General features: G+C 69.4%; 21 protein-coding genes. 11 read left to right on the plus strand and 10 right to left on the minus strand.

What is annotated here, in order from left to right; all coding sequences use genetic code 11:
* Window positions 1-8 precede the first annotated feature (8 nt).
* Genes recD through recC form a run of 3 tightly spaced genes read right to left on the minus strand, consistent with a single transcriptional unit; the run spans window position 9 to window position 8,886 of the window.
* Window positions 9-1,904 carry an exodeoxyribonuclease V subunit alpha gene (gene recD / locus ABE434_RS11675; protein ID WP_346478952.1) on the minus strand — a complete coding sequence of 632 codons (1,896 nt, stop codon included), beginning with the start codon at window positions 1,902-1,904 and terminating at the stop codon, window positions 9-11.
* The gene (recB, locus tag ABE434_RS11680; protein WP_346478953.1) at window positions 1,901-5,542 is read right to left on the minus strand and encodes an exodeoxyribonuclease V subunit beta; all 3,642 of its coding nucleotides are present in this window, start codon (window positions 5,540-5,542) and stop codon (window positions 1,901-1,903) included. Before recB ends, recD begins: the two co-directional genes overlap by 4 nt.
* Window positions 5,539-8,886, minus strand: coding sequence for an exodeoxyribonuclease V subunit gamma (gene recC, locus ABE434_RS11685; protein ID WP_346478954.1), 3,348 nt, complete (start codon window positions 8,884-8,886; stop codon window positions 5,539-5,541). Before recC ends, recB begins: the two co-directional genes overlap by 4 nt.
* Window positions 8,887-9,030: 144 nt before the next feature.
* On the opposite strand from recC, the gene ABE434_RS11690 reads away from it, so the two are divergent.
* The 6 genes from ABE434_RS11690 (at window position 9,031) to ABE434_RS11715 (ending at window position 13,163) form a co-directional block, all read left to right on the plus strand.
* Entirely contained in the window at window positions 9,031-9,819 is a 789-nt protein-coding gene (locus tag ABE434_RS11690) for an ATP-binding cassette domain-containing protein (protein ID WP_176991021.1), read from the plus strand.
* Window positions 9,819-10,568, plus strand: a complete 750-nt coding sequence (locus tag ABE434_RS11695; protein WP_019183993.1) for an MlaE family lipid ABC transporter permease subunit — start codon at window positions 9,819-9,821, stop codon at window positions 10,566-10,568. The genes ABE434_RS11690 and ABE434_RS11695 overlap by 1 nt, the downstream gene beginning before the upstream one ends.
* A 107-nt stretch (window positions 10,569-10,675) precedes the next feature.
* Window positions 10,676-11,203 (plus strand): outer membrane lipid asymmetry maintenance protein MlaD, encoded by a 528-nt coding sequence (gene mlaD, locus ABE434_RS11700; RefSeq protein WP_019183994.1) that lies wholly within the window; start codon window positions 10,676-10,678, stop codon window positions 11,201-11,203.
* A complete protein-coding gene (locus tag ABE434_RS11705; protein ID WP_019183995.1) occupies window positions 11,200-11,862 on the plus strand; it encodes an ABC transporter substrate-binding protein in 663 nt (220 codons plus the stop codon). Before mlaD ends, ABE434_RS11705 begins: the two co-directional genes overlap by 4 nt.
* A complete protein-coding gene (locus ABE434_RS11710; RefSeq protein ID WP_346478955.1) occupies window positions 11,852-12,163 on the plus strand; it encodes an STAS domain-containing protein in 312 nt (103 codons plus the stop codon). The genes ABE434_RS11705 and ABE434_RS11710 overlap by 11 nt, the downstream gene beginning before the upstream one ends.
* A gap of 1 nt (window position 12,164) precedes the next feature.
* Entirely contained in the window at window positions 12,165-13,163 is a 999-nt protein-coding gene (locus ABE434_RS11715) for a VacJ family lipoprotein (protein ID WP_346478956.1), read from the plus strand.
* A gap of 118 nt (window positions 13,164-13,281) precedes the next feature.
* Here ABE434_RS11715 and ABE434_RS11720 read toward each other — a convergent pair whose 3' ends face one another.
* The 4 genes from ABE434_RS11720 to ABE434_RS11735 all read right to left on the minus strand — a co-directional run bounded on the left by ABE434_RS11720 (window position 13,282) and on the right by ABE434_RS11735 (window position 16,968).
* A complete protein-coding gene (locus tag ABE434_RS11720) occupies window positions 13,282-13,842 on the minus strand; it encodes a glutathione peroxidase (protein ID WP_346478957.1) in 561 nt (186 codons plus the stop codon).
* Window positions 13,843-13,898: 56 nt separating this feature from the next.
* Window positions 13,899-14,255: a hypothetical protein gene (locus ABE434_RS11725; protein ID WP_346478958.1), complete on the minus strand. Its 357-nt coding sequence runs from the start codon at window positions 14,253-14,255 to the stop codon at window positions 13,899-13,901.
* 84 nt (window positions 14,256-14,339) lie between these two features.
* Complete coding sequence (rmuC, locus tag ABE434_RS11730; protein ID WP_346478959.1) at window positions 14,340-15,923, minus strand: DNA recombination protein RmuC; 1,584 nt, start codon at window positions 15,921-15,923, stop codon at window positions 14,340-14,342.
* A gap of 37 nt (window positions 15,924-15,960) precedes the next feature.
* Entirely contained in the window at window positions 15,961-16,968 is a 1,008-nt protein-coding gene (locus ABE434_RS11735; protein WP_346478960.1) for a zinc-binding alcohol dehydrogenase family protein, read from the minus strand.
* Between the two features lie 91 nt (window positions 16,969-17,059).
* Between ABE434_RS11735 and ABE434_RS11740 the strand changes: the two genes are divergently transcribed.
* Both ABE434_RS11740 and leuE read left to right on the plus strand, forming a co-directional pair.
* Window positions 17,060-17,983 carry a LysR family transcriptional regulator gene (locus ABE434_RS11740; RefSeq protein ID WP_346478961.1) on the plus strand — a complete coding sequence of 308 codons (924 nt, stop codon included), beginning with the start codon at window positions 17,060-17,062 and terminating at the stop codon, window positions 17,981-17,983.
* A gap of 59 nt (window positions 17,984-18,042) precedes the next feature.
* Window positions 18,043-18,669 carry a leucine efflux protein LeuE gene (gene leuE / locus ABE434_RS11745; protein ID WP_176991010.1) on the plus strand — a complete coding sequence of 209 codons (627 nt, stop codon included), beginning with the start codon at window positions 18,043-18,045 and terminating at the stop codon, window positions 18,667-18,669.
* A gap of 46 nt (window positions 18,670-18,715) precedes the next feature.
* Here leuE and ABE434_RS11750 read toward each other — a convergent pair whose 3' ends face one another.
* Entirely contained in the window at window positions 18,716-19,615 is a 900-nt protein-coding gene (locus ABE434_RS11750; RefSeq protein ID WP_176991009.1) for a LysR family transcriptional regulator, read from the minus strand.
* A 101-nt stretch (window positions 19,616-19,716) separates the two neighbouring features.
* Between ABE434_RS11750 and ABE434_RS11755 the strand changes: the two genes are divergently transcribed.
* From ABE434_RS11755 to ABE434_RS11765, 3 genes are all read left to right on the plus strand, one after another.
* A complete protein-coding gene (locus tag ABE434_RS11755) occupies window positions 19,717-20,712 on the plus strand; it encodes an aldo/keto reductase (RefSeq protein ID WP_346478962.1) in 996 nt (331 codons plus the stop codon).
* Window positions 20,713-20,812: 100 nt separating this feature from the next.
* Window positions 20,813-21,223: a hypothetical protein gene (locus tag ABE434_RS11760; protein ID WP_346478963.1), complete on the plus strand. Its 411-nt coding sequence runs from the start codon at window positions 20,813-20,815 to the stop codon at window positions 21,221-21,223.
* Window positions 21,224-21,369: 146 nt separating this feature from the next.
* Window positions 21,370-22,782 carry an amino acid permease gene (locus ABE434_RS11765; RefSeq protein WP_176991006.1) on the plus strand — a complete coding sequence of 471 codons (1,413 nt, stop codon included), beginning with the start codon at window positions 21,370-21,372 and terminating at the stop codon, window positions 22,780-22,782.
* A gap of 116 nt (window positions 22,783-22,898) precedes the next feature.
* Here the strand turns inward: ABE434_RS11765 and ABE434_RS11770 are convergent, their stop codons facing one another.
* Window positions 22,899-24,143, minus strand: coding sequence for a dipeptidase (locus ABE434_RS11770; RefSeq protein WP_346478964.1), 1,245 nt, complete (start codon window positions 24,141-24,143; stop codon window positions 22,899-22,901).
* A gap of 162 nt (window positions 24,144-24,305) precedes the next feature.
* Window positions 24,306-25,475 carry a class I SAM-dependent rRNA methyltransferase gene (locus ABE434_RS11775; protein WP_176991004.1) on the minus strand — a complete coding sequence of 390 codons (1,170 nt, stop codon included), beginning with the start codon at window positions 25,473-25,475 and terminating at the stop codon, window positions 24,306-24,308.
* Window positions 25,476-25,637: the final 162 nt, after the last annotated feature.

The raw sequence follows: 25,637 nt of genomic DNA on the forward strand, positions 1-25,637 counted from the left end.
ACACGGGGCTAGAACAACTGCCCCTGGGCCGGCGCCGTCACGACGGCGTCGGCCAGCGTTTCCCCCACGCCGCCCTGCAGGCGTGCGGCCAGGCCGGACAGACGGCTGGCATGCCGCGCCAACGCGGCCTCCACTACCTCCGCACTGCCGAGCACGTGCAACGACTGCCGCGCGCGGGTCATGCCGGTGTAGATCAGCTCGCGCGAGAGCACGCGGTTGTCGCGTCGCGGCAGCTGCAGCCAGACCTCATCGAACTCCGAGCCCTGTGCCTTGTGCACGGTCATCGCGAACGCGCTTTCATGTGCGGGCAACGCACCCGGGTGGAAGCCGCGCGGTTGGTCCGGCGTCTCGCCGGGGAACCAGGCGGTCACGCTGCCCTGTCGATCGATCAGGCAGATGCCGATGTCGCCGTTGAACAGGCGGTGCCGGTAGCTGTTCTCGGTGATCAGCAGCAACCGTCCGTGGAAGTAGCCCGGCGCCATGCCCGGGCGCGGCACACCGGCCAGCAGCGCTTCGATGCGGGCATTGAGTCCGCGTGCACCCTGAGGGCCCTCGCGCACGGCGGTGAGCAGGCGGATGCGGCCGGCATTGGCCAGCGCCACGCCGGGATCGGCTGCCTCACCGAGGCCACGCCAATGTCCGAGCAGCTGCTCGCGGTGGTGCTGCAGCGGATCGCTCTGGTCCTCGTGGAAATGCACGCCAGACAGCGTGCCTACGCGTAGCAGGGCAAGCGCGGTGGCACTGTTGCCGTCGCGCACGGCATGCGCCAGCGGCGCCAGATCGAGCGCGTCGGTCTGCCGGTAGCCCCGCTGCAGCTGCACGCGCCGGCCACCGAACCGGCGTGGCGGTGCCAGCGGTTGCAGCGCACCGGGCGCGAGCAGCGCGCGCAATGCCTGCGCATCATCGGCCTGGGTGCCCAGGCCATCGCCACTGGCGCGCAGGACCGCACTGAGCACATCACCGGCTTCCACCGAGGGCAGCTGATCGGGATCGCCGAGCAGCACCAGCCGGCTGCCATCGGCGACGGCCTCGACCAGCTTGGTCATCAGCGGCAGGTCGATCATCGAGGCTTCGTCCACCACCACCACGTCATACGGCAGCGGGTTGTCGGCGTGATGGCGGAAGCGCGGCGAATCCGGGATTACCCCGAGCAGGCGATGCAGGGTGGTGCCGGTGCTCGGCATCGCATCGCACAGCGCCGGCGCGATACCGACCAGGCGCAGCCGCTGCACGGCCAGACGCAGGCTCTCGGCCATCCGTTCGGCGGCGCGGCCGGTGGGCGCGGCCAGCGCGACCCGTGGCAGTGCCTGTTCGGCCTGCACCGCCTGTGCGGCCAGCAGCACCAGCAGCCGCGCGATGGTGGTGGTCTTGCCGGTACCGGGGCCACCGGTCACCAGCACCAGCGGATGGCGCAGCGCGACGGCCGCGGCACGCGCCTGGTGATCGACGCCGTCGCGCGCCTGCGGGAACAGCTGGCCGAACAGCGTGGCCAGGGAGCCTGGATCGGCCTCGGCCAGCGGATGCGTGGCGATGCGCTGCAGGCCAACGGCGAGGCGGCGCTCGTACTCGCGGTAACGGCGCAGATAGAGCAGCCCGTTCTCCAGTACCAGCGGCGCATCCCCGGCGACCACGTCGTCCGCCTCGGGCACATCCACCCACGGCGAGGCGCGCAGCTGCGCCAGCCACACGTCGGGCGCAGGCCACTCGATCTCGGCGTCGATCAGCCGCTGGGGTTGGTGCGGGTCCAGGCCGGCGTGGCCTTCCGAGACCGCCAGCGATGCCAGTGCGGCAGCCAGCAGCACTGCATCGGGCGTCTCCGGGCGCAGCCGGCGCAGGCTCTGCGCCAGCGCGTGGTCCAGCGTACGCAGCGCGTTGCCGCGGTACAGCGTGGTGAGCAGGCTCATGCCTCCCCCCGTGCGCGCGCGGCCATGCGGGCCTGGGCGTGTTCGCCACCGGCGAACAGCGCATCCAGTGCATCGACCAGGGCCGGATCGAAGCGGTGTGCGTACAGACCGGGGCTGTCCTCGCGGCGGGCATCCAGGCCACGGCAGAACAGGTAGCGGATGCCGCCCATGTCGCGCGTGTAGTCGTACTGCGCGCCCAGCCGGAAGCGCAGCCAGCGGTGCAGCGCCACGGTGTAGATCAGCGCCTGCAGGTCGTATTCGCTGTGCTGCATCGCACTGGCCAGCCGGGCCGCGTCGTAGCCGGGCAGTCGGTTGGATTTGTAGTCGAGCACGTACCAGCGCTCCGCGCGCACGTAGGTGAGATCGATCTTGCCGGTCATCAGGCCCTCCAGCCGCCGCCGCGTGCCGAATCCATGGCGGTCGCGGACCAGCGCATGCGCGTGCAGCAGGGTCAGCAATGCCGGGACCGCGGTCGGCTGCATCGCGAAGTGGAACTCGATTTCGGCGCGGCGTGCCTCGGCCGGCAGGTCGTGCAGTGCGCCGCCTTCCGGCAGCGGCACGGTCAGGGTCTGGCCGACCAGCGCGGTCAACATGGCCACGCCATCGTCCAGGTCTTCCTCGGCATAGCCTTCCGCGCGCAGCGAAGCACGCAGGATCTCGGCTTCCTCGCCGGGTGCCGGCTGCCCGGCCTGCCATCCGCCCCATTGCGCGAAGTCGGTGTTTTCCAGCGCATCGTGCAGCACGTTGCCGAAGCGGCTGCCCATGAAGCGCGGGTCGATCTCTTCCAGGGGCACGGCCGGTTGTTCGGTCTCCAGCGTGAGGTCCACACCGGCCGGTTCGTCGGCGGCCGGGGCCGGTACTTCGGTCGCGGCCGCATCGGTGTCATGGCCCGCGTCGGCATGCGCCAGCTGGGTGAAGCTGTACACCCACCAGTCGTGCGGCACGCGGCGGGTCAGCGCGCGTACCGGTGGCAGTTCGCCCTCGCGCTCGAACGCGAGCTGCGCCGGGCGGGGTTCCACCGGGCCCTCGATCACGGCGATGTCCGGATGCGCACGCAGCGCCTCCAGGTCCGACAACATCGGCGCCAAGCGGGTTCTGGCCAGCCCGGCGAGATCGCCGGCGGCGATCCACAGCGCGTGCTCGGCACGGGTCAGCCCGACGTAGAGCAGGCGCGCGTCTTCGGCTTCCTGTTCCTGCGCGCTGCGCGTGCTGGCCGCACTCCAGCTGTCGTCCTTGTCCAGCTTCCAGTGCAGCTCACGGCGGCCGTTGGCGTACACCGTGCAGTTCGCCTCGGTGTTGGGCGCGCCGCCGCCGATGCCGACGAACGGCAGGAACACCAGTGGATACTCCAGCCCCTTGCTCTTGTGCAGGGTGATGATCTGCACGCGGCGCGCATCCGATTCCAGGCGCAGCAGCTGCTGTTCGTCATCCTGGTCGGCATGCGCCATCTGCACCTGCAGCCAGTCGAGCAGGCCATGCATGCCCAGGGTCTGCCCGGCCGCCTGCTGCAGCAGCTCGCCCAACTGCAGGTAGTTGGTCAGGCGGCGCTCGCCATCCAGCAGACCGAGCAGGCGCTCGGCATGTTCGGCGCAGAGATCGGCGATCACCGCGAACGGACCGCCGCGCTGCCAGCGCTCGCGCCATTCCAGCAACCGCACCTGGAACGAGCGCTGCGCATCGCCTTCGCGTTCCAGCGCGTCGATCGCCTCGGCATCTTCGCCGAGCAGCACGGTCGACAGCGCGGCGCGCAGGCGCCCTTCATCGGCCGGCTGCAGCAGGGCCAGCAACAGCAGGCGCAGGTCGTGTGCCTCGGGCGTGGCGTACAGGCTCTGCTTGCCCGCGGCGACCGCAGGAATGCCCACCACACCGAGCGCCTGCTGGATGCGCGTGGCCTCCTTGTGCGAGCGCACCAGCACCGCGATGTCGCCGGGCTGCACGGGCGCACCGCGCAGCAGCGCGCGCCCTTCGCGGGCCTCGCTGAGGATCTGGTGGATCGCGGCGACGCAGGCGTCGCTGGCCTGCTGCCGGGAAGGATCGGCCTTGAGGTCGCCGCCCTCGGTGTTGTGCAGCACGCGCACGGTCAGGCCGGGCGCGGGCATCCCGTCGCGCAGGAAATCCGCATCCACCCGGGTGCTGCCGGGATGCACCGGCTCGAAGGCGATGTCGGCCTCGAGGAAGGCACGTTCACCGGCATTGGCGTACAGCGCTTCGATCGCGTGCAGCACCGCCGGACGCGAGCGGAAGTTGCGGTCCAGCGCGGGCGCTGCGTCGGCTTGGCGCTTGGCCTTGAGGTAGGTATGGATGTCGCCGCCGCGGAAGCCGTAGATCGCCTGCTTGGGATCGCCGATCAGGAACAGCGCCGGTGCCAGGCCAGCCTCGCGGGTCTCCTCCGAATCGCCGAACACGCGCTGGAAGATGCCCCACTGACGGTCGTCGGTGTCCTGGAACTCGTCCACCAGCGCGATCGCGTACTGCGCACGCAGCTGCTGCACCAGGGTCGCCCGGTGCGGGCCCTCCAGTGAGTCGGCGACACCGTCGATCAGGTCATCGTAGGTCTGCACGCGGCCGATTCGCTTGAGCTCGGCCAGGCGCGTACGCGCTTCGTCGCGCAGGTCATGCAGGAACGCGGTGGCCTGCTGGCGCAGCCACTGCTCACGCGCGTCGGCGGCATGCCACCAGCGCTGCAGCGCATCGAACAGCGGCGAGACCGGGCACTGTCCCTCCATGCCGTCCTTGCAGAAGGCCAGCAGCTGCACCGGCAGCAGCTTGCCCAGGTGGCTCTTGTCGCTGCGCGGCCAGTGCTGCGCGCTGCGGCCGGCAGACAGCTCGCCGAAGGCCTTGTCGAAACTCGGCCGTTTGGCTCGGCGGCCGTCGAAGACCTTGCGGTCAAAGGCGGTGGCGATCTGTGCCTGCGCGTCCTCAGCGTGCGCCTCGATCGCGTCTGCCAGGGCCGCAGCGGCGAGCCGCAGCTGCGGCGCCGGGTCGTCGACGCTGTGGGTGGGGCGCGGCGGCAGCAACGGCAAGGGCTTGATCAGCGTGGAGAGATCGCCGGCCAGCGCCTCGGGAGACGACCACAGCCAGGTCAGCGCATCGACCGTGGCCGGGTCGTTGGCATGCACGCGCCAGAGGTCGGCGGCGAGTTCCTCATGCAGCTCGCGCTCGCTGGGCAGCAGGGTCGGCGGATCGAAGGTATGTCCGCTCTCCAGGGCATGCTCACGCAGCACGCGGGTGCAGAAGCCATGGATGGTGAAAATCGAGGCGAGGTCGATTTCATCGGCCGCGGTCTGCAGCCGGCGCGCCAGCGCGGCCGGGGTTTCTTCGCCCAGCGCGAGCTGGCGTTGCAGGATCACCCGGGTCAAGGCGACCTCCGGGCTGTCCTGTTCGCTCGGCACGCGCTCCACCAGCTGTGCGGCCAAGGCCAGGCGCTCGCGGATGCGCTTGCGCAGTTCCTGCGTGGCGGCATCGGTGAAGGTGACGGCCAGGATCTGGCCGATGCGCCAGCCTTTCTCCACCACCAGCCGGGTGAACAGCGTGGCCAAGGTAAAGGTCTTGCCGGTCCCCGCGCTGGCCTCGATCAGGCGCACGCCGTCCAGCGGCAGCGCCAGGTAGGGATCGTCGAGCAGGTCGTGGTCGATCATCGCAGGGCTCCTTCCTCGTCGAAGCCCGGGAACACCCGGCCTTCGCGCACCGCGGTGAACACCACGAAGCTGTTGTGCAGCAGTTGTCGGTAACTGTCCGCGCTGGCGAAGGGATCATGGCCGCGCAGCGCCAGCTGGTAGCCGGCGCCGGTGGATTCGCCCCAGCTGCGGTCGCTGCCATGCCACTTGGCGCGGCCCTCGGCCTCGCGCTTGGCCTCGGCGGCGGTGTACAGCACCCAGCCGGTGGACGGGCCATACAACAGCGGCGCGCGCAGGCCTTCAGCGCGCAGCTGCAGCAGGCGGCGCAGGACCTGGCGCGCGCGCTCGGCGTCCAGCGGCGGCAGCGTATGCGGGCCCAGCCCGTCATCGCCCGCCTCGTGGAACTGGACCAGCGAGCGTGCATCGCCGGCCGCGTTGGCCAGCAGCCAGTCCAGGCCCTGGCGGATCGCGGCGCGGCCGTTGAGCGGGCCCGGGCGCAGGCGCACCAGGCCGTGCGGATGCAGGCCGTCGACCCGGCCGTGCAGGCGCACGCCATCGATCTCCACCTCGTAGCGGCGACTGTCGGCCGCGGTACCGGCCTGCCACTGGGCCAGGGCCTGCGCGTACGGCTCGGTCTGCGCCTGCAGCAGCGCGAACTGGCGCTCGCCCAGCGCACCGGAGGGCAACAGCGCACGCGCGCGCAGCCGGGGATACAGCGGCGCGGCATCCTCGTCGAGGGTGGCCTCGATCACCGCCTGCTGCAGCAGCGCGGTGTCGCTGCCGCGTGCGGCCATCACCAGCGGCTCGACGTCTTCGGCGGTGTCCACGTCGTCGGGCAGGCGCAGGCCGAGCCGTTGCGAGAGGAACTGGCTGGCCGGATCGGTGAGGAAGCGACGCAGTGCGTCCACGCTCAGGTCGGCCTCACCGCTGCCGCTCTCCATCGGCGGCAGGGGCCGCGCGAACCACGGCGCCAGCGCGCGGCGTGCACCGCCGAGCGAGCCGGCGGCCGGGTGCCACTGCTGGCGGTAGCTGAAGCGGCGCGGTTCTTCTCCGCCACCGAACGCGGCCGGCGCGAACGGCTGCAGCGAATGCCGCACCGTCATCTGCCGGGCGGCCGCGGGCGGATCCAGGTGGTAGTCGGCCGCCGCGTCGATCAGCTCGCTGACCAGTACCGAGGGCTCGCGCACGCTGCCATCGCGCGGGTCGGCACCCAGATAGCTCAGGTAGAACACGTCCTGCGCCGAGGCGAACAACTGCAGGAACAGGAAGCGGTCATCCTCGCGCAGCGAGCGGTCGCCGTGCCGGCGCTTGTCGGTGCCCAGCTCGGCGGTGAGCTGGTTGAGCCCGGCCGCCGGGTCGCGGCGCGGGAAATCACCGTCGTTCAGGCCGAGCACGCAGATCACCCGGAACGGCAGCAGCCGCATCGGCACCATCCGGCCAAAGCTGACGCCGCCGGTGAGCAGCGGTGCACGCGTATCGGCCTGGGCGAGGACGCCGGCGAAATGCGCACGCAGCACCTCCGGCGGCACCTCGCCCTCGAAGCCGGCGGTGTCGGCGTCGCGGGCGAATTCGTTGATCAGTTTGCGCAGGCGCTCCAGTGCGCGCTGGCTGTTGGCGGCCTGCGGCGGCTCGGGCAGCAGTGCATCGAGCAGGGCCAGCAGGCGCTGTCGCCACTGCCCGGGCGACATCGCCTCGCCGAGTACTTTCTGGTAACGCGCCAGCACGCGCAGCAGGCCGAGCAGGCGGTCCAGCGCATCCAGCGCACTGCCTTCCAGCTCCGGCCACGGCGCGACCCCGGCGATATCGCCGTCGCTGCCACTGGCATGCCCGAGCAGCAGGCGATCGAGCGCGAACTGCCAGGTAAAGGCATCGTCGACCGGGGCCTGGTGCTGGCCGCGATGGATCGCATCCAGCCCCCAGCGCGCGCCGGCGGCCTGCAGCCAATCGTGCAGGCGGTCGAACGCCGCGGCATCGAGACCGGCCGCCTCGGCCAGCGGCGCGCTGGCGAGCAGGTCGAGCACTTCGTTCAAGCCGAAGCGCGACACCGGGAGCCCGAGCAGATGCACGAACACATCGGCCAGCGGCTCGCCGGCCAGCGGGCTGGTGTCGGCCAGCGCGTACGGAATGTGCTCGTCGCCCCCGCTGCGTCCGCCGAACACCGCTTCCAGGTACGGCACGTAGGGATCGATGTCCGGCGCCAGCACCGCGATGTCGCGTGCCTGCAGTGGCGGATCGAAGCGCGGGTCCTGGAGCAGGCCGCGCAGCTGGTCGTGCAGCACCTGCAGTTCGCGCAGGCGGGTGTGGCAGGCATGCACCTGCAGGCTGGGATCGTCATGGCGCAGCCCGTCGCGCAGCGCTCCGGCCGGCTGCCCGCGACGGTGGAACAGGTCGCGCTGCAGGCGGTGCAGCAGGCTGTCGGACAAGCCACCGTCGTCCATGTCCGGACGCGCATCGTCTTCGGGATCATCGTAGGCGGCGATCTCGCCGGAGGGGTGCACGACCTCGTAGCTGCCCAGCACCGCCATGAAGTCGCGACCGGCCGCGCCCCAGGCCTGCAGCAGGCGGTTCTCGCCCGCCGCCTCGCCGAACGGATCGGGCGCGCCGCTGCGCAGCTTCTCGCCCAGGGTCTGCAGATCGCCCCAGTAGGCCTGGGTCGGCGTGGGCAGATAGAAGTGCATCGTGCCGACCCGCGCCTGGGTCGCCATCACCCGCAGCACGTCCGGGGAGATGTTGAGCGTGGCGAAGGCGAACACACGCGCCGGCAGGCCCTGCGGCAGCGGCTGCCCGGCGCCCTCGAAGCGGGCCAGATAGGCATCGATGCGGCGCGCACGGTACTGCTTGCCGCCGGCAATGCGCCGCCACAGGATCGCCTGCGGGTCGTTCGGTGCCGCCCCGGCCTCCCAGCGCAGCAGCCAGTCGCGACGCCAGGCCTGGTACTTCTCGAACACCGAGGCCAGCTCGGCGGCCAGCGCCCACGGCTTGAGCGGGTCGGCCGCGAAAAGATACGCCTGCAGGGCCGCCATCGGCGGCTGCGCCATCAAGGCCGGGTCGCGCAGGGCGGCGTACAACCGCCAGCGCAGGCCCTCGGCATTGAGATCGTCATGTTCGCCGGGCACGTTGGCGTTGAGGGCGCGGGCGACCAGCTCACCAGGGGTGAGGAACTCAAGATTGGCGGCAATGCCATACTCGGCCGCCAGGGTCGACTGCAGCCAGCGGCGCATCGCGACCTGCGGGATCAGCACCACCTCCGGCACCAGGATCGATTGGCCCGGCACCGGCGTGCGCAGCGTCGTGGCCAGCAGGGCGGCCAGCACATCGAGCGAGTTGGAGTGGTACAGGCGGAAGTCTGAAGCAGCGTCGGTCATCGCAGGAGTGTGCCGCAGCGCGCGCACGAACGCAGCGTCGGCGCCGCCCTCACCTGCCCGTGCGACAATACTGCACGGTGCAGTTCGGTTATGTTCAGCCGTTCACCACGATCTTACAACGTTGGAATTTTGTTAATGGCGCTCATGACGGTTTCCGAAGAGAGTCTGGTGCAGTTGTCCAACGTCCGCATCGACCGCGGCGGACGCACGATCCTGCGCGACGTTTCGCTGACCGTTCCGCGCGGCAGCATCACCGCCGTGCTCGGCCCGTCGGGCAGTGGCAAGTCCACCCTGCTGGCCGCACTGACCGGTGAGCTGCGGCCGGCCGCCGGTGACATCACCCTGTTCGGCCAGCCCATCCCGACCGGCGCACGCGCGCTGTTGGAGATGCGCAAGAGCGTGGGCGTGCTGCTGCAGGGCAACGGCCTGCTGACCGATCTGACCGTGGCCGAGAACGTGGCCCTGCCGCTGCGCACCCACACCCGCCTGCCCAAGCCCGTGCTGCGCCGCCTGGTGCAGATGAAGCTGCACGCGGTCGGCCTGCTGGCGGCTGCCGACGCCTGGCCGCGTGAGCTGTCCGGCGGCATGGCGCGCCGTGTGGCCCTGGCCCGCGCGCTGGCCCTGGACCCGCCGCTGATGATCTACGACGAGCCGCTGACCGGGCTGGACCCGATCGCCTCGGGCGTGATCATGAGCCTGATCCAGCGCCTCAACCACAGCCTGGGGCTGACCAGCATCATCGTCAGCCACCACGTGCACGAGACCCTGCCGATCTGCGACCAGGTGATCGCGATCGCCAACGGCGGCATCGTGTTCCAGGGCAGCCCGGCCGCGCTCGAATCCAGCCAGGACCCGCTGCTGCGGCAGTTCCTGCACGGTGAACCGGACGGCCCGATCCCGTTCGATGCCGCACCGCGTGCGAGGGTTGCCTGATGCCGTTCGTTGACGCCACCCGCTCGCTCGGTCGCGCCGGCCTGTTCTCGCTGACGGTGCTGCGCGGCTCGCTGCCGACCGCCGATTTCCTGGCCGAGCTGACCCGCGAGATCTACAAGATCGGCGCGCGTTCGCTGCCGATCATCGCCGTAGGCGGTGCTTTCGTGGGCCTGGTGCTGACCCTGCAGGGCTACCGCACCTTGACCACCTTCGGCGCCGCCGATGCCTTGTCGACCCTGCTGGGCCTGTCGCTGTACCGCGAACTGGCGCCGGTGCTGACCGCGCTGCTGTTCATCGGCCGCGCCGGCAGTTCGATCGCCGCCGAACTGGGCCTGATGCGCGCCACCGACCAGATCAAGGCCCTGGAGCTGATGGCGATCGACCCGGTCGCCAAGGTCGTCGCCCCGCGCTTCTGGGCGGCCGTGCTGACCGTGCCGCTGCTGACCGGCATCTTCTGTTCGCTGGCGATCAGTGCCAGCTACTTCGAGGCCGTGCACGTGCTCGGCCTGGACAATGGCGTGTTCTGGTCGGCGCTGAGCAACAGCGTGGACTTCTGGGATGACTTCGGCGTGGCGATGCTGAAGTCGGCGATCTTCGGCGGCACGGCTGCCCTGGTCGCGTCCTATGTCGGCTTCCATGCCGAGCCCACCATCGAAGGCACCTCGGTCGCCACCACGCGTGCGGTGGTCAACGCCTCGCTGCTGGTGCTGGTCTTCAACTTCGTGCTGTCCGCCATGATGTTCCAGTAGGTACCGACCGTTGGTCGGTACGCCTCTTCGGTGCGCTTCTTCGGTACGCAAAGACTTCCCGCCCGGACACCTGTCCAGGCACCTGACAAAGAACAGTGAGATATCCCATGGCCATCCGCGGTCCCAGACTCGAATTTTCCGTCGGCGCCTTCCTGCTGCTGGCGCTGGCCTCGCTGCTGGTGCTGGCCGTGGCCTCCACCAACCAACGGTGGGGCACCGGCGGCAGCGGCTACGAACTCAAGGCGCGCTTCACCCAGATCGGCCAGCTGCGCAAGCAGGCGCCGGTCAAGATCGGCGGCGTGACCATCGGCCAGGTCTCGGGCATCGAACTGGATCCCCAGAAGTTCGACTCGATCGTGACCCTCAAGCTCGACGGCAAGTTCAAGGACCTGCCCGCCGACACCTCGGCCGGCATCTTCACCAGCGGTTTGCTCGGCGAGAGCTATATCGGACTGCAGCCGGGCGGAGATCCGGACGTACTCAAGTCCGGCGACGAGATCGTCTTCACCCAGCCGGCGGTGGACCTGCTCCAGCTGGTCGGCAAGTACATGTTCAGCGGTCCGGCCAATACCGGTGGCGCTGACTCCCACGATGGCAACGGCGCGCCCGCGCCTGCAACGGAACCGCAACCATGAAAAAGACCCTGATCCCGGCGCTGCTGGCCTCGGCCCTGCTCGCCGCCACGCCTTCGCTCTCCTTCGCCCAGGCCGCCCCGGCCGCCGCTGCCGCCCAGCAGGGCCAGGCCAGCAAGGCCGTGATGGACGCCAGCACCCGCATCCTGACCTCGCTGCAGCAGCGCCGCACCGAGTTCAGGGCCAACCCGGCCGTGCTGCGTGACTTCATCAACAGCGAGCTCAACAAGACCTTCGACCGTGACTACGCCGCCCGCCTGGTGCTGGGCGTGCACGGCCGCGGCGCCTCCGATGCCGACGTCAAGCTGTTCGCCGATGCCATGGCCGACAACCTGATGCAGCGCTACGGTTCGGCCCTGCTCGAGATCCAGGGCAAGCCGACCTTCCGCCTGAAGAGCGAGTCGCCGCTGCCGGGCAACCGCGGCGTGCGCGTGTCCACCGAACTGATCCGGGCCGGCAACGAGCCGACCCCGGTCGACTACCTGATGCGCAACGTCAACGGCCAGTGGAAGATCTTCGATGTGATGATCGAAGGCATCTCGTACGTGCAGACCTTCAAGACCCAGTTCGACGCCCCGCTGCGCCAGAAGTCGATCCAGCAGGTAGCCACCGAGCTGCGCAACGGCAGCATGCAGGCCGGGCAGGCCCCGCGTGGCAAGTAACAGCGCCAGCGTGCAGCGCAACGGCACCTCGCTGGTCTTCAGCGGACTGCTCGACCGCGCGGCGGTGACGGCCCTGTGGCCCTCGCTGACCGCGCTGGACGGCGTGCAGCAGTTGGATCTGGCGGCAGTGAGCCGGCTCGACAGCGCCGGTCTGGCGCTGCTGGCCGAGCTGGCCGCACGCCTGCGCGCAAACGGGACAACGCCGACGATCGTCGGCAGCCCGGACGGTTTCACCGACCTCCGTGCCGCCTACCGGCTGGCACCCTCCCTGGATTTCCATGCCCTTTCTGCGGCGAGCTGACATGAACGTCATACGCACCTTCCCCCTCCTTGTGCTGGCGCTGGCCCTGAGCGCCTGTGCCGGCAAGCCCGCACGCGACAGCGCACCGGTCAGCGTCGAGGTCGCCCCTGCGGCGGCGCCGGCTGCCGATGTGGCCAGCACCGATGCGGTACCGGCCGAGGCCGTCGCCGACACGGCCGCCCAGGCAACACAGGCCAGCACCGATCCGGCCGCCGCACCGGTCACCGGCGGCACTGCGCCGACCAATGCCGAGGACGACTTCGCCGCCCTCTATGGTGGCCCGGCCCCGACCGCGGACGGCACCGAGCCCACCGGCGCGCCGTACGATCCTTGGGAACCGTTCAACCGCAGGGTGCACAGCTTCAACAACGTGGTCGACCGTGCGGTCGCACGGCCGCTGGCGGTGGCCTATACCAACGTCGTCCCGCGCTTCGCACGGACCGGCGTGAGCAACTTCTTCAGCAACCTGCGCGCACCGGTGACGATCACCAACCAGCTGCTGCAGGGGCGTCCGGATGATGCCTGGGACAGCTTGGGCCGCTTCCTGATGAACTCCACGCTGGGTATCGGCGGTCTGTTCGATCCGGCCAGCAAGGCCATGGTGCCGCGCCGCAAGGAAGACTTCGGCCAGACCCTGGGCACCTGGGGCTGGCGCCGTTCGCGTTACGTCGAACTGCCGTTCTTCGGCCCGCGTACCGTGCGCGATGTGTTCGGCCTGGCCGGCGACATGCCGCTCTCGCCGATCCGCACGATCGAAGAGGACAAGATCCGCATCGGCCTGCAGGGCCTGCAGCTGGTGGACATGCGTTCGCAGCTGCTGGCGGTGGACGACATGCGCGACAACGCGGTGGACGAGTATTCGCTGGTCCGCGATGCGTGGCTGCAGCGCCGCAACTACCAGATCGAGAACGACCTGCGCGGCAAGCATGCGCGCGGCAAGGACGATCCGGATGCGCCGATTCCGGTCGATGCGATGCCGATGCCGAACTGGGGTAATTGATCGGAGTACCGACCAACGGTCGGTACCTACCGAGGTGGTAGACCACGACCGTTGGTCGTGGTGCGAGCAAAAAAAAGCCCCGCCGGAGCGGGGCTTTTTCTGTTTCCGGGTCCGCCGATCAGGCTGCCAGCGCAGCGTCGATCGCGGCCACCAGGCGGGCATCGTCGGCCGGCACGTCCGGGGCGAAGCGCGCGACGACCTGGCCGTCGCGGCCGATCAGGAACTTCTCGAAGTTCCACAGCACGCCCGGGGCGGCGTTGACCACCAGGTCCGGGTACTTGGCCACGGCGCCCTGCAGCTTCTCGCGCATCGGGCCTTCGCCGGTGGCGGCCGGCTGGGCGGCGGTCAGCTGCTGGTACAGCGGATGGGTGTCGTCACCGGCGACGCTGATCTTGGCGAACATCGGAAAGCTGACGTTGTATTCCAGCTGGCAGAACTGCTGGATGTCCGCTTCGCTGCCCGGCTCCTGCGCCAGGAAGTTGTTGGCCGGGAAGCCCAGCACTTCCAGGCCGGCCGCCTGCTTGTCGGCGTACAGCGCCTGCAGGCCTGCGTACTGCGGGGTCAGGCCGCACTTGGAGGCGACGTTGACGACCAGCAGCACCTTGCCGCGGTAGTCGGCCAGCGAGGTCGGCTGGCCTTCGATGGTGGTGACGGGGATGTCGTAGACGGTCTGGCTCACTGCAGATTCCTTGCGTTGCATCGGGGGAGGCACAGCATAGCCGTGCCGTGGGGAGATCAGTCGACGCAGATCGTGCCGAGCGCCACGCCGCCATCGATGCGCTGGCGGCAGCCGAAGTTCTGGCTGGCATCGCGCTGGCAGACGCCACGCGCGGTGGTTCCCGGCGCGACATCGCTGGTGGCCAGGCACTGGCCACTGCAGTCGGCCTTGGCGCTGCAGACCTTGCCGGCATCGGCGTAGGGCACCACGCACTGCACGCGCTGCAGGCGGCCCAGCGGCTGCAGGCTGCCACCGGCGGCGGTGCATTCGGCGCCGCTCGGCGTGGCGGGTGTGACCGCCGTGGTATCGGCGGAGGGCGTGCTGCTGCACCCGGCCAGGGCGAGCAGGAGGGACAGCATCAGGGTCAGACGCATGGGCGGTTCCTTGAAAGGTGGAAGACGGCAGGGAAGGACGTGCCACGCAGCATGCGCGATCGCATGCATGCTTGGCGTCGGCGCTCAGTCCTGCAGGGTGCTGGCCTCGTCGCCGGCCACATCCTCGTCCTCGCCGCTCATGTCGCCGAGCAGGTCCTGGGTCTGTTCTCCGCCCAGCGTTTCCACGCTGCGCAGGCGGCGTTCGATGGTGCGCGTCTTGCGGCTGGCTTCGCCGAGGCTGCGACCCACCGTGGTGATCTGCTTCTCGGCTTTTTCCAGGATGCCGGCGAACTTGCCGAACTCACTCTTGACCGCGCCGAGCAGGCCCCACACTTCGCTTGAGCGCTGTTCGATGGCCAGCGTCCGGAAGCCCATCTGCAGGCTGTTGAGCAGCGCGGTGACGGTGGTCGGGCCCGCCACCACGACGCGATGGTCGCGCTGCAGCAGGTCGATCAGGCCGGGGCGGCGGATCACTTCGGCGTACAGGCTTTCGGTGGGCAGGAACATCACCGCGAAATCGGTGGTGTGCGGCGGGGCGATGTACTTGTCGCAGATCGACTTGGCCTGGATGCGGATCGCGCGCTCCAGCTGGGCGCCCTGCAGGCGCACGCCCTCGACATCCCCCTGTTCCTGCGCATCGAGCAGGCGCTCGTAATCCTCGCGGGGGAACTTGGAATCGATCGGCAGCCACACCGGCGTGTCTTCATGGCCGCGGCCCGGCAGGCGCACCGCGATGTCGACGATCTCGTTGCTGTCCGGGCGCACTTTGACGCCGCGCGCGTACTGCTCCTGGGTGAGCGTCTGCTCGAGGATGTTGTCCAGCTGCACTTCGCCCCAGCTGCCGCGGTTCTTGACGTTGGTCAGCACGCGCTTGAGGTCGCCCACGCCGGTGGCCAGCTGCTGCATTTCACCGAGGCCACGCTGGACCTGCTCCAGCCGCTCGGAGACCAGCTGGAAGGAGGCGCCCAGGCGGGTTTCCAGCGTGGTCTGCAGCTTCTCGTCGACGGTCACGCGCATCTGGTCGAGCTTCTCGGCGTTGTCGCTCTGCAGGCTCTTGAGCTGCTGCTCGAGCGTGGCGCGCATCTCGCCGATACGCTGTTCGTTGCGCTGGGTCATCTCCTGCAGGCGCAGGCCCAGCGATTCGGCCAGGCGCTGCTGCGACTGCCCGGTTTCCTCGCGGCCAAGGCGCGCATCTTCGGCCAGGGCCTGGCGCAGCGCGGCCATGTGGCTGTCGGTGCGCGTGGTCAGTTCCACCAGCTGCTGGCCGAACGCTTCGATGCGTGCCTGCTGCTGTTGCCCGAACGCTTCCAGCTGCGCGCGCACTTCCTGCATGCGCAGCGCCAGCAGATCGCCGGTGCGCTGCTGGCTGAGCGTGCTTTCCTCTCGGGCCTTGCGCGCGTCTTCGCCGAGCGCATCGCGCAGCAGGTCCAGGCGCTGGTCGGTGCGGGTGGACAGATCGGTCAGCGCGCGCGCGAAGCTTTCCAGCCGCGCGTCCTGCTGGCGGCCCAGGCCTTCGAGCTGCTCGCGCAGTTCGCTGCGGCCGACCCGCGCTTCTTCGCGCAGGGTCTGTTCGAGGTCGCCATGGCCGGAACGCCGCAGCAGCGCGAGCAGCTGCAGCACGAGGACGGCACACACCAGGCCGCCGAGGATGAGGAATTCGGTTTGCATGCGGCAAGTGTAGGCCGCGGCGGTCTCAAAGGCTGCGTCAGAACCCTTCGAGGACGAGCTTGCCGCGTGCGCGGTGGCTCTCGATCAGGGCGTGCGCCTGGCGCAGGTTGGCGGCGTTGATCCGGCCGTAGTGCTCGCCCAGCGTGGTGCGCAGGACGCCGGCATCGATCAGCGCTGCCACGCGTTCGAGCAGGTCGTGCTGGCGCTGCATGTCGGGGGTGTTGAAGCTGGAGCGGGTGAACATCGATTCCCAGTGCAGCGACAGGCTCTTGCGCTTGAGCGCCATCACATCGAGCTGGCCGGGGTCGTCGATCAGCGCCAGCTGGCCCTGCGGGGCGAGCACGCTGACGATCTGGTCGTAGTGCTGGTCGGTATGGGTCAGGCTGGCGACGTGGCCGACCTCGGCGATGCCCAGGCGCTGCAGGCCTTCACTCAGCGGCTGGGTGTGGTCGATCACGTGGTGCGCGCCCAGCGCGTAGACCCAGTCCTGGGTATCCGGGCGCGAGGCGGTGCCGATCACGGTCAGGCGGGTCAGCTGGCGGGCCAGCTGGACCAGGATCGAGCCGACGCCACCGGCCGCGCCGATCACCAGCAGGGTCTGGCCTTCACCGCCGTTCTCGGGGATGCGCAGGCGGTCGAACAGCAGCTCCCAGGCGGTGATCGCGGTCAGCGGCAGCGCGGCCGCGGCGGCGTCATCCAGGCTGGCCGGCGCGTGGCCGACGATGCGCTCATCCACCAGCTGGTACTCGGCGTTGCTGCCGGCGCGGCCGATCGCACCGGCATAGAAGACCGCGTCGCCGGGCTGGAACAGCGTCACCTCGTCGCCCACCGCATCCACGATGCCGACCGCGTCGAAGCCCAGCACGCGCGGCTCGGTGACTGCCACGCCGTTGCGGACCTTGGTGTCGACCGGGTTCACCGAGATCGCGCGGACCTCGACCCGCAGGTCGCGCGGGCCGGGGGTGGGGATCGGCAGGGTGATGTCCACCAGCGCGGCGGGATCGCTGATCGGCAGGCCATGCTGGGTATAGGCGACGGCTTTCATCGTGGGGAGATCCGTTGGGTAAGACGGACAGCGTGCGCTTCACGGCCGGGCGGAGAAAGGCGCAAAATCGGGCAGCACTTTCACTGCAGGAATGAAAATGATCCGGTTCGACGACCTCGCCCTGTTCGTCCGCACCGCCGCGCTGGGCAGTTTCTCCAACGCCGCGCGCGAGGCCGACCTGCTCCCGGGCCAGGTGGCCGCGGCCGTCGCGCGGCTGGAGCGGGAGCTGGACCTGCGCCTGTTCGTGCGCTCCACCCGCAGCCTGCGCCTGACCGCCGAAGGCGCGCTGTACCTGCCCTACGCGCAGGAGGTGTTGGCCGCGCTGCGCGAGGGCGAAGCCCGGGTGCGCGGCGAGGATGCCGAGCTGCGCGGCACGCTGCAGGTGGCCGCACCGTCGGACCTGGGCCGCAACCTGCTGCTGCCGTGGCTGACCGAGTTCCGCGCCGCCCACCCGAAGCTGCAGCTGCGCCTGCAGTTGTCCGACCAGGTCGCCGATGTCTTCCGAGATCCGGTCGACATCGCCTTCCGCCTGGGCCGCTTCGACAACGCCAGCTACGTCGCCCTGCCGCTGCTGCCCGGCAATCGCCGGGTGCTGGCCGCCTCGCCGGACTACCTGGCCCGGCACGGTTCGCCGGACAGCCTGGAGGCCTTGAAGGACCACCACTGCCTGCTCTACCAGCTGGCCGGGCGCGCGTATGACCGTTGGAGTTTCGAGCTCGATGGCCGGCGGACGGTGATCCCGGTGCGCGGCAACATGGTCTGCGACGATGCCGACGTGGTGCGCCGCTGGGCGGTGGCCGGGCAAGGCATCGTGTTCAAGTCGTGGCTGGATGTCTGCGCCGATGTCCAGGCCGGGCGCCTGCAGGTGCTGCTGGACGGCGCGGGCGACAGCCTGCCGTTGAACCTGGTGTGCCCGCACCGCAAGCAGTTCTCCCCGGCGATCCGGCAGCTGCATGCGATGTTCGCGCACCGCCTGCAGCCGCTGCTCGCCGGATTGCCCAGCAGCGCGCGCTGACGCTATCGCCCGGCGCGCGGCTGCCGGACAATGCCCCTCCCCGTTGTCGAGTCGCCGCCATGCCGTGGATGGGCATCCAGGATCTGTGGACCTTTGTCGCTGCCGTGCTGGTGTTCCTGGCGTTGCCGGGACCGGGCACCTTCACCCTGCTTACCGCCACCGGTCGCGGTGGGGTGCGCGGCGGCTACACGGCGCTGTTCGGCCTGTTGCTGGGCGACCAGATTCTGATGTGGCTGGCGGTGGCCGGCGTGGCCGCGCTGCTCAAGGCCAACCCGCTGGTGTTCCACGCCGTGCAGTACCTGGGCGCGGCCTACCTGGTGTGGATCGGCATCGGCCTGCTGCGCCAGCCGCGCGCCCAGGGCGAGGAAGGCGGTATCCGGCTCACCCCCGGCCACTACTTCCGCCAGGCGGTGCTGATCAACCTGCTCAACCCGAAGGCGATCATCTTCTACATGGCCTTCCTGCCGCTGTTCATCGATCCGGCCCGTCACCAGGGCGTGGTGACGTTTGCGACCATGGCGCTGATCATCTTCGCCATGGGACTGGCGTACTGCTCGGTGCTGATCGGGGTCGGCAACCTGTTGCGCCGTCGGATTCTCCAGCACCCGCGGGTCGGGCTTTGGCTGAGGCGCGTGGCGGGCGTGTTCCTGGTCGGGTTCGGCGTGCGGCTGGGCGTCAGCGGCTGAGGCCCCGCCGCCGCGGGAAAGGCGGCCACCGCGCGCGCCCCGTTCGTCAGCGCCGCATCGCGTCGCGCAGGTAGTCGATGAACACCCGCAGCTTGGGCGCCATCTGCTCGCGGGCCGGGTAGTACAGATGGAACCCGGCGAACGGCTGCTGCCAGTCCTGCAGCACGCACTGCAGGCGGCCGGCCGCCACATCGCCGGCGTACAGCGCCTCGAACCCCTGCGCCAGGCCCATGCCGCCGATCACCGCGGCACGGATCAGGCCGGCGTCGTTGAACACCAGCCGGCCGGCCACTTCGACCTCGAGATCGCGGCCGTCGCGGGTGAACTCCCATGCCATCCGCCGGCCGGTGCTGAGCCGATGCACGATGCACTCGTGCGTGACCAGTTCGGCCGGGGTGGCGGGTATCCCGTGCCGGGCCAGGTAGTCCGGCGTGGCCACGACCACCTGGCGCTCCAGCGGCCCGATCGGTACCGCGATCATGCCGCGGGCCAGGCTTTCCCCCAGCCGGACCCCGGCGTCGAAGCCACCGGCGACCAGGTCGCTCAGCGCGGTTTCCACGAACAGCTCCACCTCGATTTGTGGATACCGCGCCAGGAAGCCCGGCAGGTGCGGCAGCACCAGCAGTTCGGCGGCGATCCGCGGCACGTTGATGCGCAGCTTGCCCGCGGGCACATCGCGCACCTGGTCCAGGTCCTCGAAGGCGGCGTCGATCCGGGCCAGGCCCTCGCGCACCTGTACCAGGAAGCGCGCGCCCTGCTCGGTCAGGCCGACCCGGCGCGTGGTCCGCTGCAGCAGCCGCACGCCGAGATGGGCTTCCAGCGCGCGCACGGTCTGCGACAGCGCCGAGGGCGACACGCCCAGCTCATCGGCGGCCCGGGTGAAGCTGGCATGGTGCGCGACGCGGGCGAAGGCGACCACGGCGGGCAGCGGGTGCTGGGCACTCATTGTGAAGGCTGGCTTCAAGGACGATGCAGGAGCAGCCAGTTTATCCACATAGTCCACAGGAGGATGCTGGGGGTGTTCCCTCTCTTCCCCCGGAGTACCCGATGCAGACCCGTACCCTTGGCCGCACTGGCCCCACCGTCTCCGCGCTCGGCCTGGGCTGCATGGGCATGAGCGCCTTCTATGGCGGCCGCGGCAGCGATGCCGAATCGATCGCGGTCATCCACCGCGCGCTGGAGAGCGGCGTCACCCTGCTCGACACCGCCGACATGTACGGCCCGCACACCAACGAGGTGCTGGTCGGCAAGGCGATCGCCGACCGCCGCGACCACGTGTTCCTCGCCACCAAGTTCGGGATCAGGCTGGAGCCGAGCGACACCGCCGCGCGCAGCGTCGATGGCCGCCCCGAGTACGTGATCGCCGCCTGCGAGGCCAGCCTGAAGCGGCTCGGCGTGGACCACATCGACCTGTACTACCAGCACCGCGTGGACGGCACGGTGCCGATCGAAGACACCGTGGGGGCGATGGCGCGGCTGGTCGAGCAGGGCAAGGTGCGTTTCCTCGGCCTGTCCGAAGCCTCGGCCGGCACGATCCGCCGCGCCCATGCGGTGCACCCGATCACCGCGGTGCAGACCGAGTACTCGCTGTGGTCGCGCGATCCGGAGGAAAACGGTGTGCTGGCGACGGTGCGCGAGCTCGGCATCGGCTTCGTGCCCTACTCGCCGCTGGGCCGCGGCTTCCTGACCGGCGCGATCCGCAACCCGGCCGATTTCGAGGCCGATGACTATCGCCGCCAGTCGCCGCGCTTCCAGGGCGAGAACTTCGACCGCAACCTGGCCCTGGTCGACGCGGTCACCGCGATGGCCAGCGACAAGGGCGTGACGCCCGGGCAGCTGGCCCTGGCCTGGGTGCTGGCGCAGGGCGACGATCTGGTGCCGATCCCGGGCACCAAGCGGCTGGCCTACCTGGAGGAGAACCTCGGCGCGCTGCAGGTCGAGCTCAGTCCCGATGACGTGTCGCGCATCAATGCGATCTTCCCGGCCCATGCCGCTGCCGGCCCGCGCTATGCCCCCGCGGCGATGGCGACGTTGAACCGCTGAGCTTCATCGGCCGGATCGGCAGGCGCGATCCGGCCGATGCACCCCTACGGGTGCGCCGGGAGGACAATGACCCCCTCTCTGTCTGGATGGACCCTGGCCCATGCGTTGGCTCACCCCGTTGTTGCTGCTGCTGGCCATCGCGCCGGCCCACGCCGATGAAATCCGCTGCCTGACCGGCGGCACCCGCCAGCAGATCCACCTCGAATGGAAACTCCCCGAGGGCACCGCGGACGGTGAACGGGTCAGCCATGTGCGTTATGCCGGCAAGACCCAGTGGCTGCGGCTGACCCTGGCCTCGCAGGAGAGCACGGTGCTTGCCGAGGACCGCCCCTGGCAGTTCGACACGGTGTGGGACGAGCACCTGGACGGCAAGGTCGTCGGCCACTATGCGATCAGCTCGCAGGGCGCGCGCATCTATGGCTTCTCGTACACCAACGCCCGCACCGGCCAGCAGACCGCCTTCGGCGAAGACGTCGAGGCGATCACCGACACCGGCTGCCACTGGGAATGAGTGTCCGGCCTTTGTGCCGCTTTCGTCACCTTCGCCCCGGTCATGCGCGCCGCGCAGCTGCTTACGACGCTTGGCAGTAGTAATGCTGCGCCGCGTTCGGTAAAACTCGCAGACTTGTCGTTAACAGTCATCCACCGCGAGGCCCCATGTCATTGCTCCGGCGCAAATCCCTAGACACCGTCACCGTCCATGAAGCCGGCAGGCAACTGATCCCGACCCTGAGTTGGCCGCACCTGATCGCGCTGGGCATCGGCGCGATCGTCGGCACCGGCATCTACACCCTGATCGGTGTCGGCGCGAACCTGGCCGGCCCCGCAGTGCTGATCTCCTTCGCGATCGCCGGTGCGGTCTGCGCCTGTGCGGCCCTGTCCTACGCCGAGCTGTCGACGATGATGCCGGCCGCCGGCAGCGCCTACACCTACAGCTACACCGCGCTCGGCGAGGTGGTGGCCTGGGTGGTCGGCTGGAGCCTGATCCTGGAGTACTCGCTGGTGGTCAGTACGGTGGCGGTCGGGTGGTCCGGCTACGCGGTCGGCTTCCTGCATGGCTTTGGCATCGACCTGCCCCTGATGCTGACCGCGGGCCCCCACGTGGAAGGCGGCTTCATCAACCTGCCCGCGGTGCTGATCACCTTCCTGGTGGCCGGCATGCTGATGGCCGGCACCAAGGAAAGCGCGACCCTCAACGCGGTCCTGGTGGTGATCAAGATCATCGCGCTGACGGTGTTCGTGGCGATCGCCCTGCCGCACTTCGATACCGGCCACATGGAGCCGTTCATGCCGTTCGGCTTCGTCAAGTCGCTGGGCGCGGATGGCGTGGAACGCGGGGTGATGGCGGCCGCGGCGATCATCTTCTTCGCGTTCTACGGCTTCGATGCGATCTCCACCGCGGCTGAAGAAACCAAGAAGCCCGAGCGCGACCTGGCGATCGGCATCATCGGCTCGATGGTCGGCTGCACCATCATCTATGTGCTGGTGGCGCTGGCCGCCGTGGGTGCGATGAGCTACACGATCTTCGGCCAGAGCGCCGAGCCGCTGGCCCTGATCCTGCGCGAACTGGGCAGCCCGGGCGCGGCCAAGTGGATCGGCGCAGCGGCGGTGATCGCGCTGCCGACCGTGCTGCTGGCCTTCCTGTATGGCCAGAGCCGCATCTTCTTCGTCATGTCGCGCGATGGCCTGCTGCCGCGTGGCCTGTCCAAGGTCAGCGCGCGCACCGGCACCCCGATCGCCACCACGCTGTTCACCGCCGTGCTGGTTGCGGCGCTGGCCGGTGTGGCACGCCTGGACGAGATCGCCGCACTGGCCAACGCCGGCACGCTGGCCGCGTTCACCGCGGTGGGCCTGTGCCTGGTGGTGCTGCGCAAGCGCGAGCCGAACCGGGTGCGCAAGTTCCGCACGCCGCTGGCCTACGTGGTCGGCCCGCTGGCGGTGATCGGCTGCGTGTACCTGTTCTTCAGCCTGCCGAGCACCACCCAGCTGTACTTCCTGGCGTGGAACGTTCTGGGCCTGATCGCCTACTTCGCCTATGGGCGTCGCAATGCGGTGCTGGGCAAGGCCTGATCCGGGCGTGTGCCGACCCACGGTCGGCACCTACCGCCGCCATGTTCGGGTAGAGCCGAGCCATGCTCGGCTGCATTGCGCGTTGCCGAGCATGGCTCGGCACTACCGGTCCGGGATCAGGGTTTGGCTGCCTGTTGGGCATGCGCCTGGGCCTGCGCCATCACCCTCAGCAGGTTGCCGCCCCAGATGCCGGCGATCTGCTTCTCGCTGTAGCCCTTGCGCAGCAGCCACGCGGTGATCTTCGGCAGCTGGCTCACGTCCTGCAGATCAGCCAGGCCACCGCCGCCATCCCAGTCCAGCCCGATGCCCACGTGCTCAGGGCCGACCACCTTCAGGATGTGCTCGAAGTGGGCGAAGAAATCGTCGAGCGTGGCCTTGCGCAGCGGGATGCGCTGGTCGATCTCTTCCAGCCCCTTCTTCAGCGCGACGCCCTGCTGGATGCTCATGCCGTCGTAATCGGTACCGAGCTGTTCCATCAGGGCCGTCTCGGCCGTCTTGCGCGCCTCGCTCTTGCCCGTATCGATCAGGTAACCGCCATACGCGTTGACCTGGATCACGCCGCCGGCCTTGGCCAGCCGCTTCAGGCGCGCATCGTCGAGATTGCGCGGATGGTTGTAGATCGCCTTGGCCGAGCTGTGCGAGAGCACGAACGGCACCGGCATGCGTTCGATCAGATCATCGAACACCGCATCGGAGGCATGCGACTGGTCGATGACGATGCCCAGCCGCACCGCTTCATCGACCAGCGCCTTGCCGGCGGGGCTCAGGCCCTTCCACTCGGCGCCCTTGGGATCGGTGGCCGAATCGGCGAACTCATTGTTGGCGAAGTGCACCGTGCTGAGCAGGCGCAGGCCGGCCAGGTGGTAGTAGCTGAGCAGCGTGGGGTCGTCGACCAGCGGGCTGGCGTTCTCCATGCTGATGTAGACCACGCGCTTGCCGGCGGCCTTGATGCGCGCGGCATCGGCGGCGGTCAGCGCGAGCTGGAAGGTGTCCGGGTGCGCGGCGAGCATCTCGCGGATTTCGGTCAAGCGCAGCAGGCCGGCATCGCGGTCATGCTGGTGCGCCTGCGCGCTGCGGTCGCCCTGGTCGGTGTAGATCGCCCAGAAGCCGCCATCGAGCGCGCCTTCGACCATGCGCGGATAGTCCACCTGCGACAGCGCGTTGTGATCGTGCCGCTGGGTGATGTCGAAACCGTCGCGGTGGAAATTGGCCGGCGTGTCGAGGTGGCTGTCCAGGGTCAGCAGCCGGTGCTGCAGCGTAGACGCCCTGGCCAGTTCCTGCGGGGTGAATTCGATCGCGTGGGCGGCCAGTGGCGTGCACAACGCCAGCGAAACCAGCAAAGACAGACTGCGCAACGTCATGACGCCTCACCTTGGATGGGAAGCGTCAGACCATAGCGCCGAGAGGACAACAAACGGTAGTGCCGGCCGCTGGCCGGCTCCCCGCGACAATCGGAGACCAGGAGGAGCCGGCCAGCGGCCGGCACTACCCGATGCCTAACGTGGCCGGGATCCCGGTGCGGATCAATCCACCACGCGGCAGAACACGGCCTTGAGGTAGCGCGATTCCTGCACGTGGGCCATGAACGGGTGGTCCGGGCCGGCGCCGGCCACCTTCAGGATCTGGATGGTGCGGCCGGCGTAGAACGCGGCGCGGCGCAGCATGTCCAGGAACTGGTCCTCGGCCACCAGGCCGGTGCACGAGAACGTGGCGAGCAGGCCACCGGGCTTGACCACGCCCAGCGCCAGCTTGTTCATGTCCAGGTACTTCTTCAGCGCGGTGATGACCTGATCGCGGTCGCGGGTCATCTTGGCCGGGTCGAGGATCACCACGTCGAACTGCTCGCCGCGGTTGGAGGCATCGCGCAGCCACGGGAAGATATCGGACTGGATGAACTTCGGACGCACGTTGTTGAGCTTGGCGTTGCCCTTGGCGATGGCGATCACGTCTTCATCGATGTCGATGCCGACCACCTCGGCCGCACCGCGCGCGGCGGCATACACCGCAAAACCACCGGTGTTGCAGCACAGGTCCAGCACGGTCTTGCCTTCCACCTGCTGGCTCAGCCACTGGCGGTTCTCGCGCTGGTCGGCGAAGAAGCCGGTCTTGTGCGCGCCGGCCGGGTCGGCGCGGAACTTCACGCCATACTCGGTGATCACCGAGGCTTCGGTGGTGGTGTTGCCGTGGAAGTCGAAGCTCTCCTGCTTCTGCACGTGTTCGTCGGCGAAGCTGTGGAAACGGCAGCCCGGGAACTGCTCGCGCAGGGCCTCGTAGACCCACTCGCGGTGGCGGAACATGCCGGCGGCGAAGAACTCGACCACGACCAGATCGCCATAGCGGTCCACGACCAGGCCGGACAGACCGTCGCCTTCGCTGTGGACCACGCGCCAGGCATCGGAGATCTCGTCCAGCTTGAGCACCTCACGACGCAGCGACACCGCCTGGGCGATCTTGCGCGAGAACCAGCCGGCGTCGACCGGGATGGCCTGATCGGTCTCCAGGATGCGCACGGCGATGCGCGAGTGACCGTTGTAGAAGCCACGCCCGATCCACTCCCCATCCACGCCGACGACGTCGACGAGGGCACCGGGTTTGGGACGGACGGCCGGCTTTTCGACCAGTTTCTGGAAGATCCACGGGTGGCTGGAGCGCCAGGCGTTCTTGAGGCGGACAACGGGAAGGGGGGTATTCATGGGCGTATTGTAAACGGCCCCCGGCCCCGGCCGGCAGGCCGCCAGTTGACGGCGGCCGGGCCACCCCGCAGAATCGGCCGCAGAAGGGGAGTAGCTCCCAGACGTTGTCGCCGTCAATTCGAGCCCGCAGGCTCCGGTGCAACGGCAGTCCCACCCATCGGG

Origin of the sequence: Stenotrophomonas sp. TWI1183, assembly GCF_039673115.1 — a bacterium.
Taxonomy (GTDB): Bacteria; Pseudomonadota; Gammaproteobacteria; order Xanthomonadales; family Xanthomonadaceae; genus Stenotrophomonas; species Stenotrophomonas maltophilia_AA.

What these genes read in the sequence shown, in the direction of transcription:
- recD (WP_346478952.1), bottom strand. Translation starts at nt 1,904, where the DNA reads ATGAGCCTGCTCACCACGCTGTACCGCGGCAACGCGCTGCGTACGCTG.
- ABE434_RS11725 (WP_346478958.1), bottom strand. Translation starts at nt 14,255, where the DNA reads ATGCGTCTGACCCTGATGCTGTCCCTCCTGCTCGCCCTGGCCGGGTGC.
- ABE434_RS11735 (WP_346478960.1), bottom strand. Translation starts at nt 16,968, where the DNA reads ATGAAAGCCGTCGCCTATACCCAGCATGGCCTGCCGATCAGCGATCCC.
- leuE (WP_176991010.1), top strand. Translation starts at nt 18,043, where the DNA reads ATGCCGTGGATGGGCATCCAGGATCTGTGGACCTTTGTCGCTGCCGTG.
- ABE434_RS11755 (WP_346478962.1), top strand. Translation starts at nt 19,717, where the DNA reads ATGCAGACCCGTACCCTTGGCCGCACTGGCCCCACCGTCTCCGCGCTC.
- ABE434_RS11775 (WP_176991004.1), bottom strand. Translation starts at nt 25,475, where the DNA reads ATGAATACCCCCCTTCCCGTTGTCCGCCTCAAGAACGCCTGGCGCTCC.
- recC (WP_346478954.1), bottom strand. Translation starts at nt 8,886, where the DNA reads ATGACCGACGCTGCTTCAGACTTCCGCCTGTACCACTCCAACTCGCTC.
- ABE434_RS11740 (WP_346478961.1), top strand. Translation starts at nt 17,060, where the DNA reads ATGAAAATGATCCGGTTCGACGACCTCGCCCTGTTCGTCCGCACCGCC.
- ABE434_RS11760 (WP_346478963.1), top strand. Translation starts at nt 20,813, where the DNA reads ATGCGTTGGCTCACCCCGTTGTTGCTGCTGCTGGCCATCGCGCCGGCC.
- ABE434_RS11770 (WP_346478964.1), bottom strand. Translation starts at nt 24,143, where the DNA reads ATGACGTTGCGCAGTCTGTCTTTGCTGGTTTCGCTGGCGTTGTGCACG.
- ABE434_RS11695 (WP_019183993.1), top strand. Translation starts at nt 9,819, where the DNA reads ATGCCGTTCGTTGACGCCACCCGCTCGCTCGGTCGCGCCGGCCTGTTC.
- recB (WP_346478953.1), bottom strand. Translation starts at nt 5,542, where the DNA reads ATGATCGACCACGACCTGCTCGACGATCCCTACCTGGCGCTGCCGCTG.
- rmuC (WP_346478959.1), bottom strand. Translation starts at nt 15,923, where the DNA reads ATGCAAACCGAATTCCTCATCCTCGGCGGCCTGGTGTGTGCCGTCCTC.
- ABE434_RS11690 (WP_176991021.1), top strand. Translation starts at nt 9,031, where the DNA reads ATGACGGTTTCCGAAGAGAGTCTGGTGCAGTTGTCCAACGTCCGCATC.
- ABE434_RS11765 (WP_176991006.1), top strand. Translation starts at nt 21,370, where the DNA reads ATGTCATTGCTCCGGCGCAAATCCCTAGACACCGTCACCGTCCATGAA.
- ABE434_RS11705 (WP_019183995.1), top strand. Translation starts at nt 11,200, where the DNA reads ATGAAAAAGACCCTGATCCCGGCGCTGCTGGCCTCGGCCCTGCTCGCC.
- mlaD (WP_019183994.1), top strand. Translation starts at nt 10,676, where the DNA reads ATGGCCATCCGCGGTCCCAGACTCGAATTTTCCGTCGGCGCCTTCCTG.
- ABE434_RS11715 (WP_346478956.1), top strand. Translation starts at nt 12,165, where the DNA reads ATGAACGTCATACGCACCTTCCCCCTCCTTGTGCTGGCGCTGGCCCTG.
- ABE434_RS11750 (WP_176991009.1), bottom strand. Translation starts at nt 19,615, where the DNA reads ATGAGTGCCCAGCACCCGCTGCCCGCCGTGGTCGCCTTCGCCCGCGTC.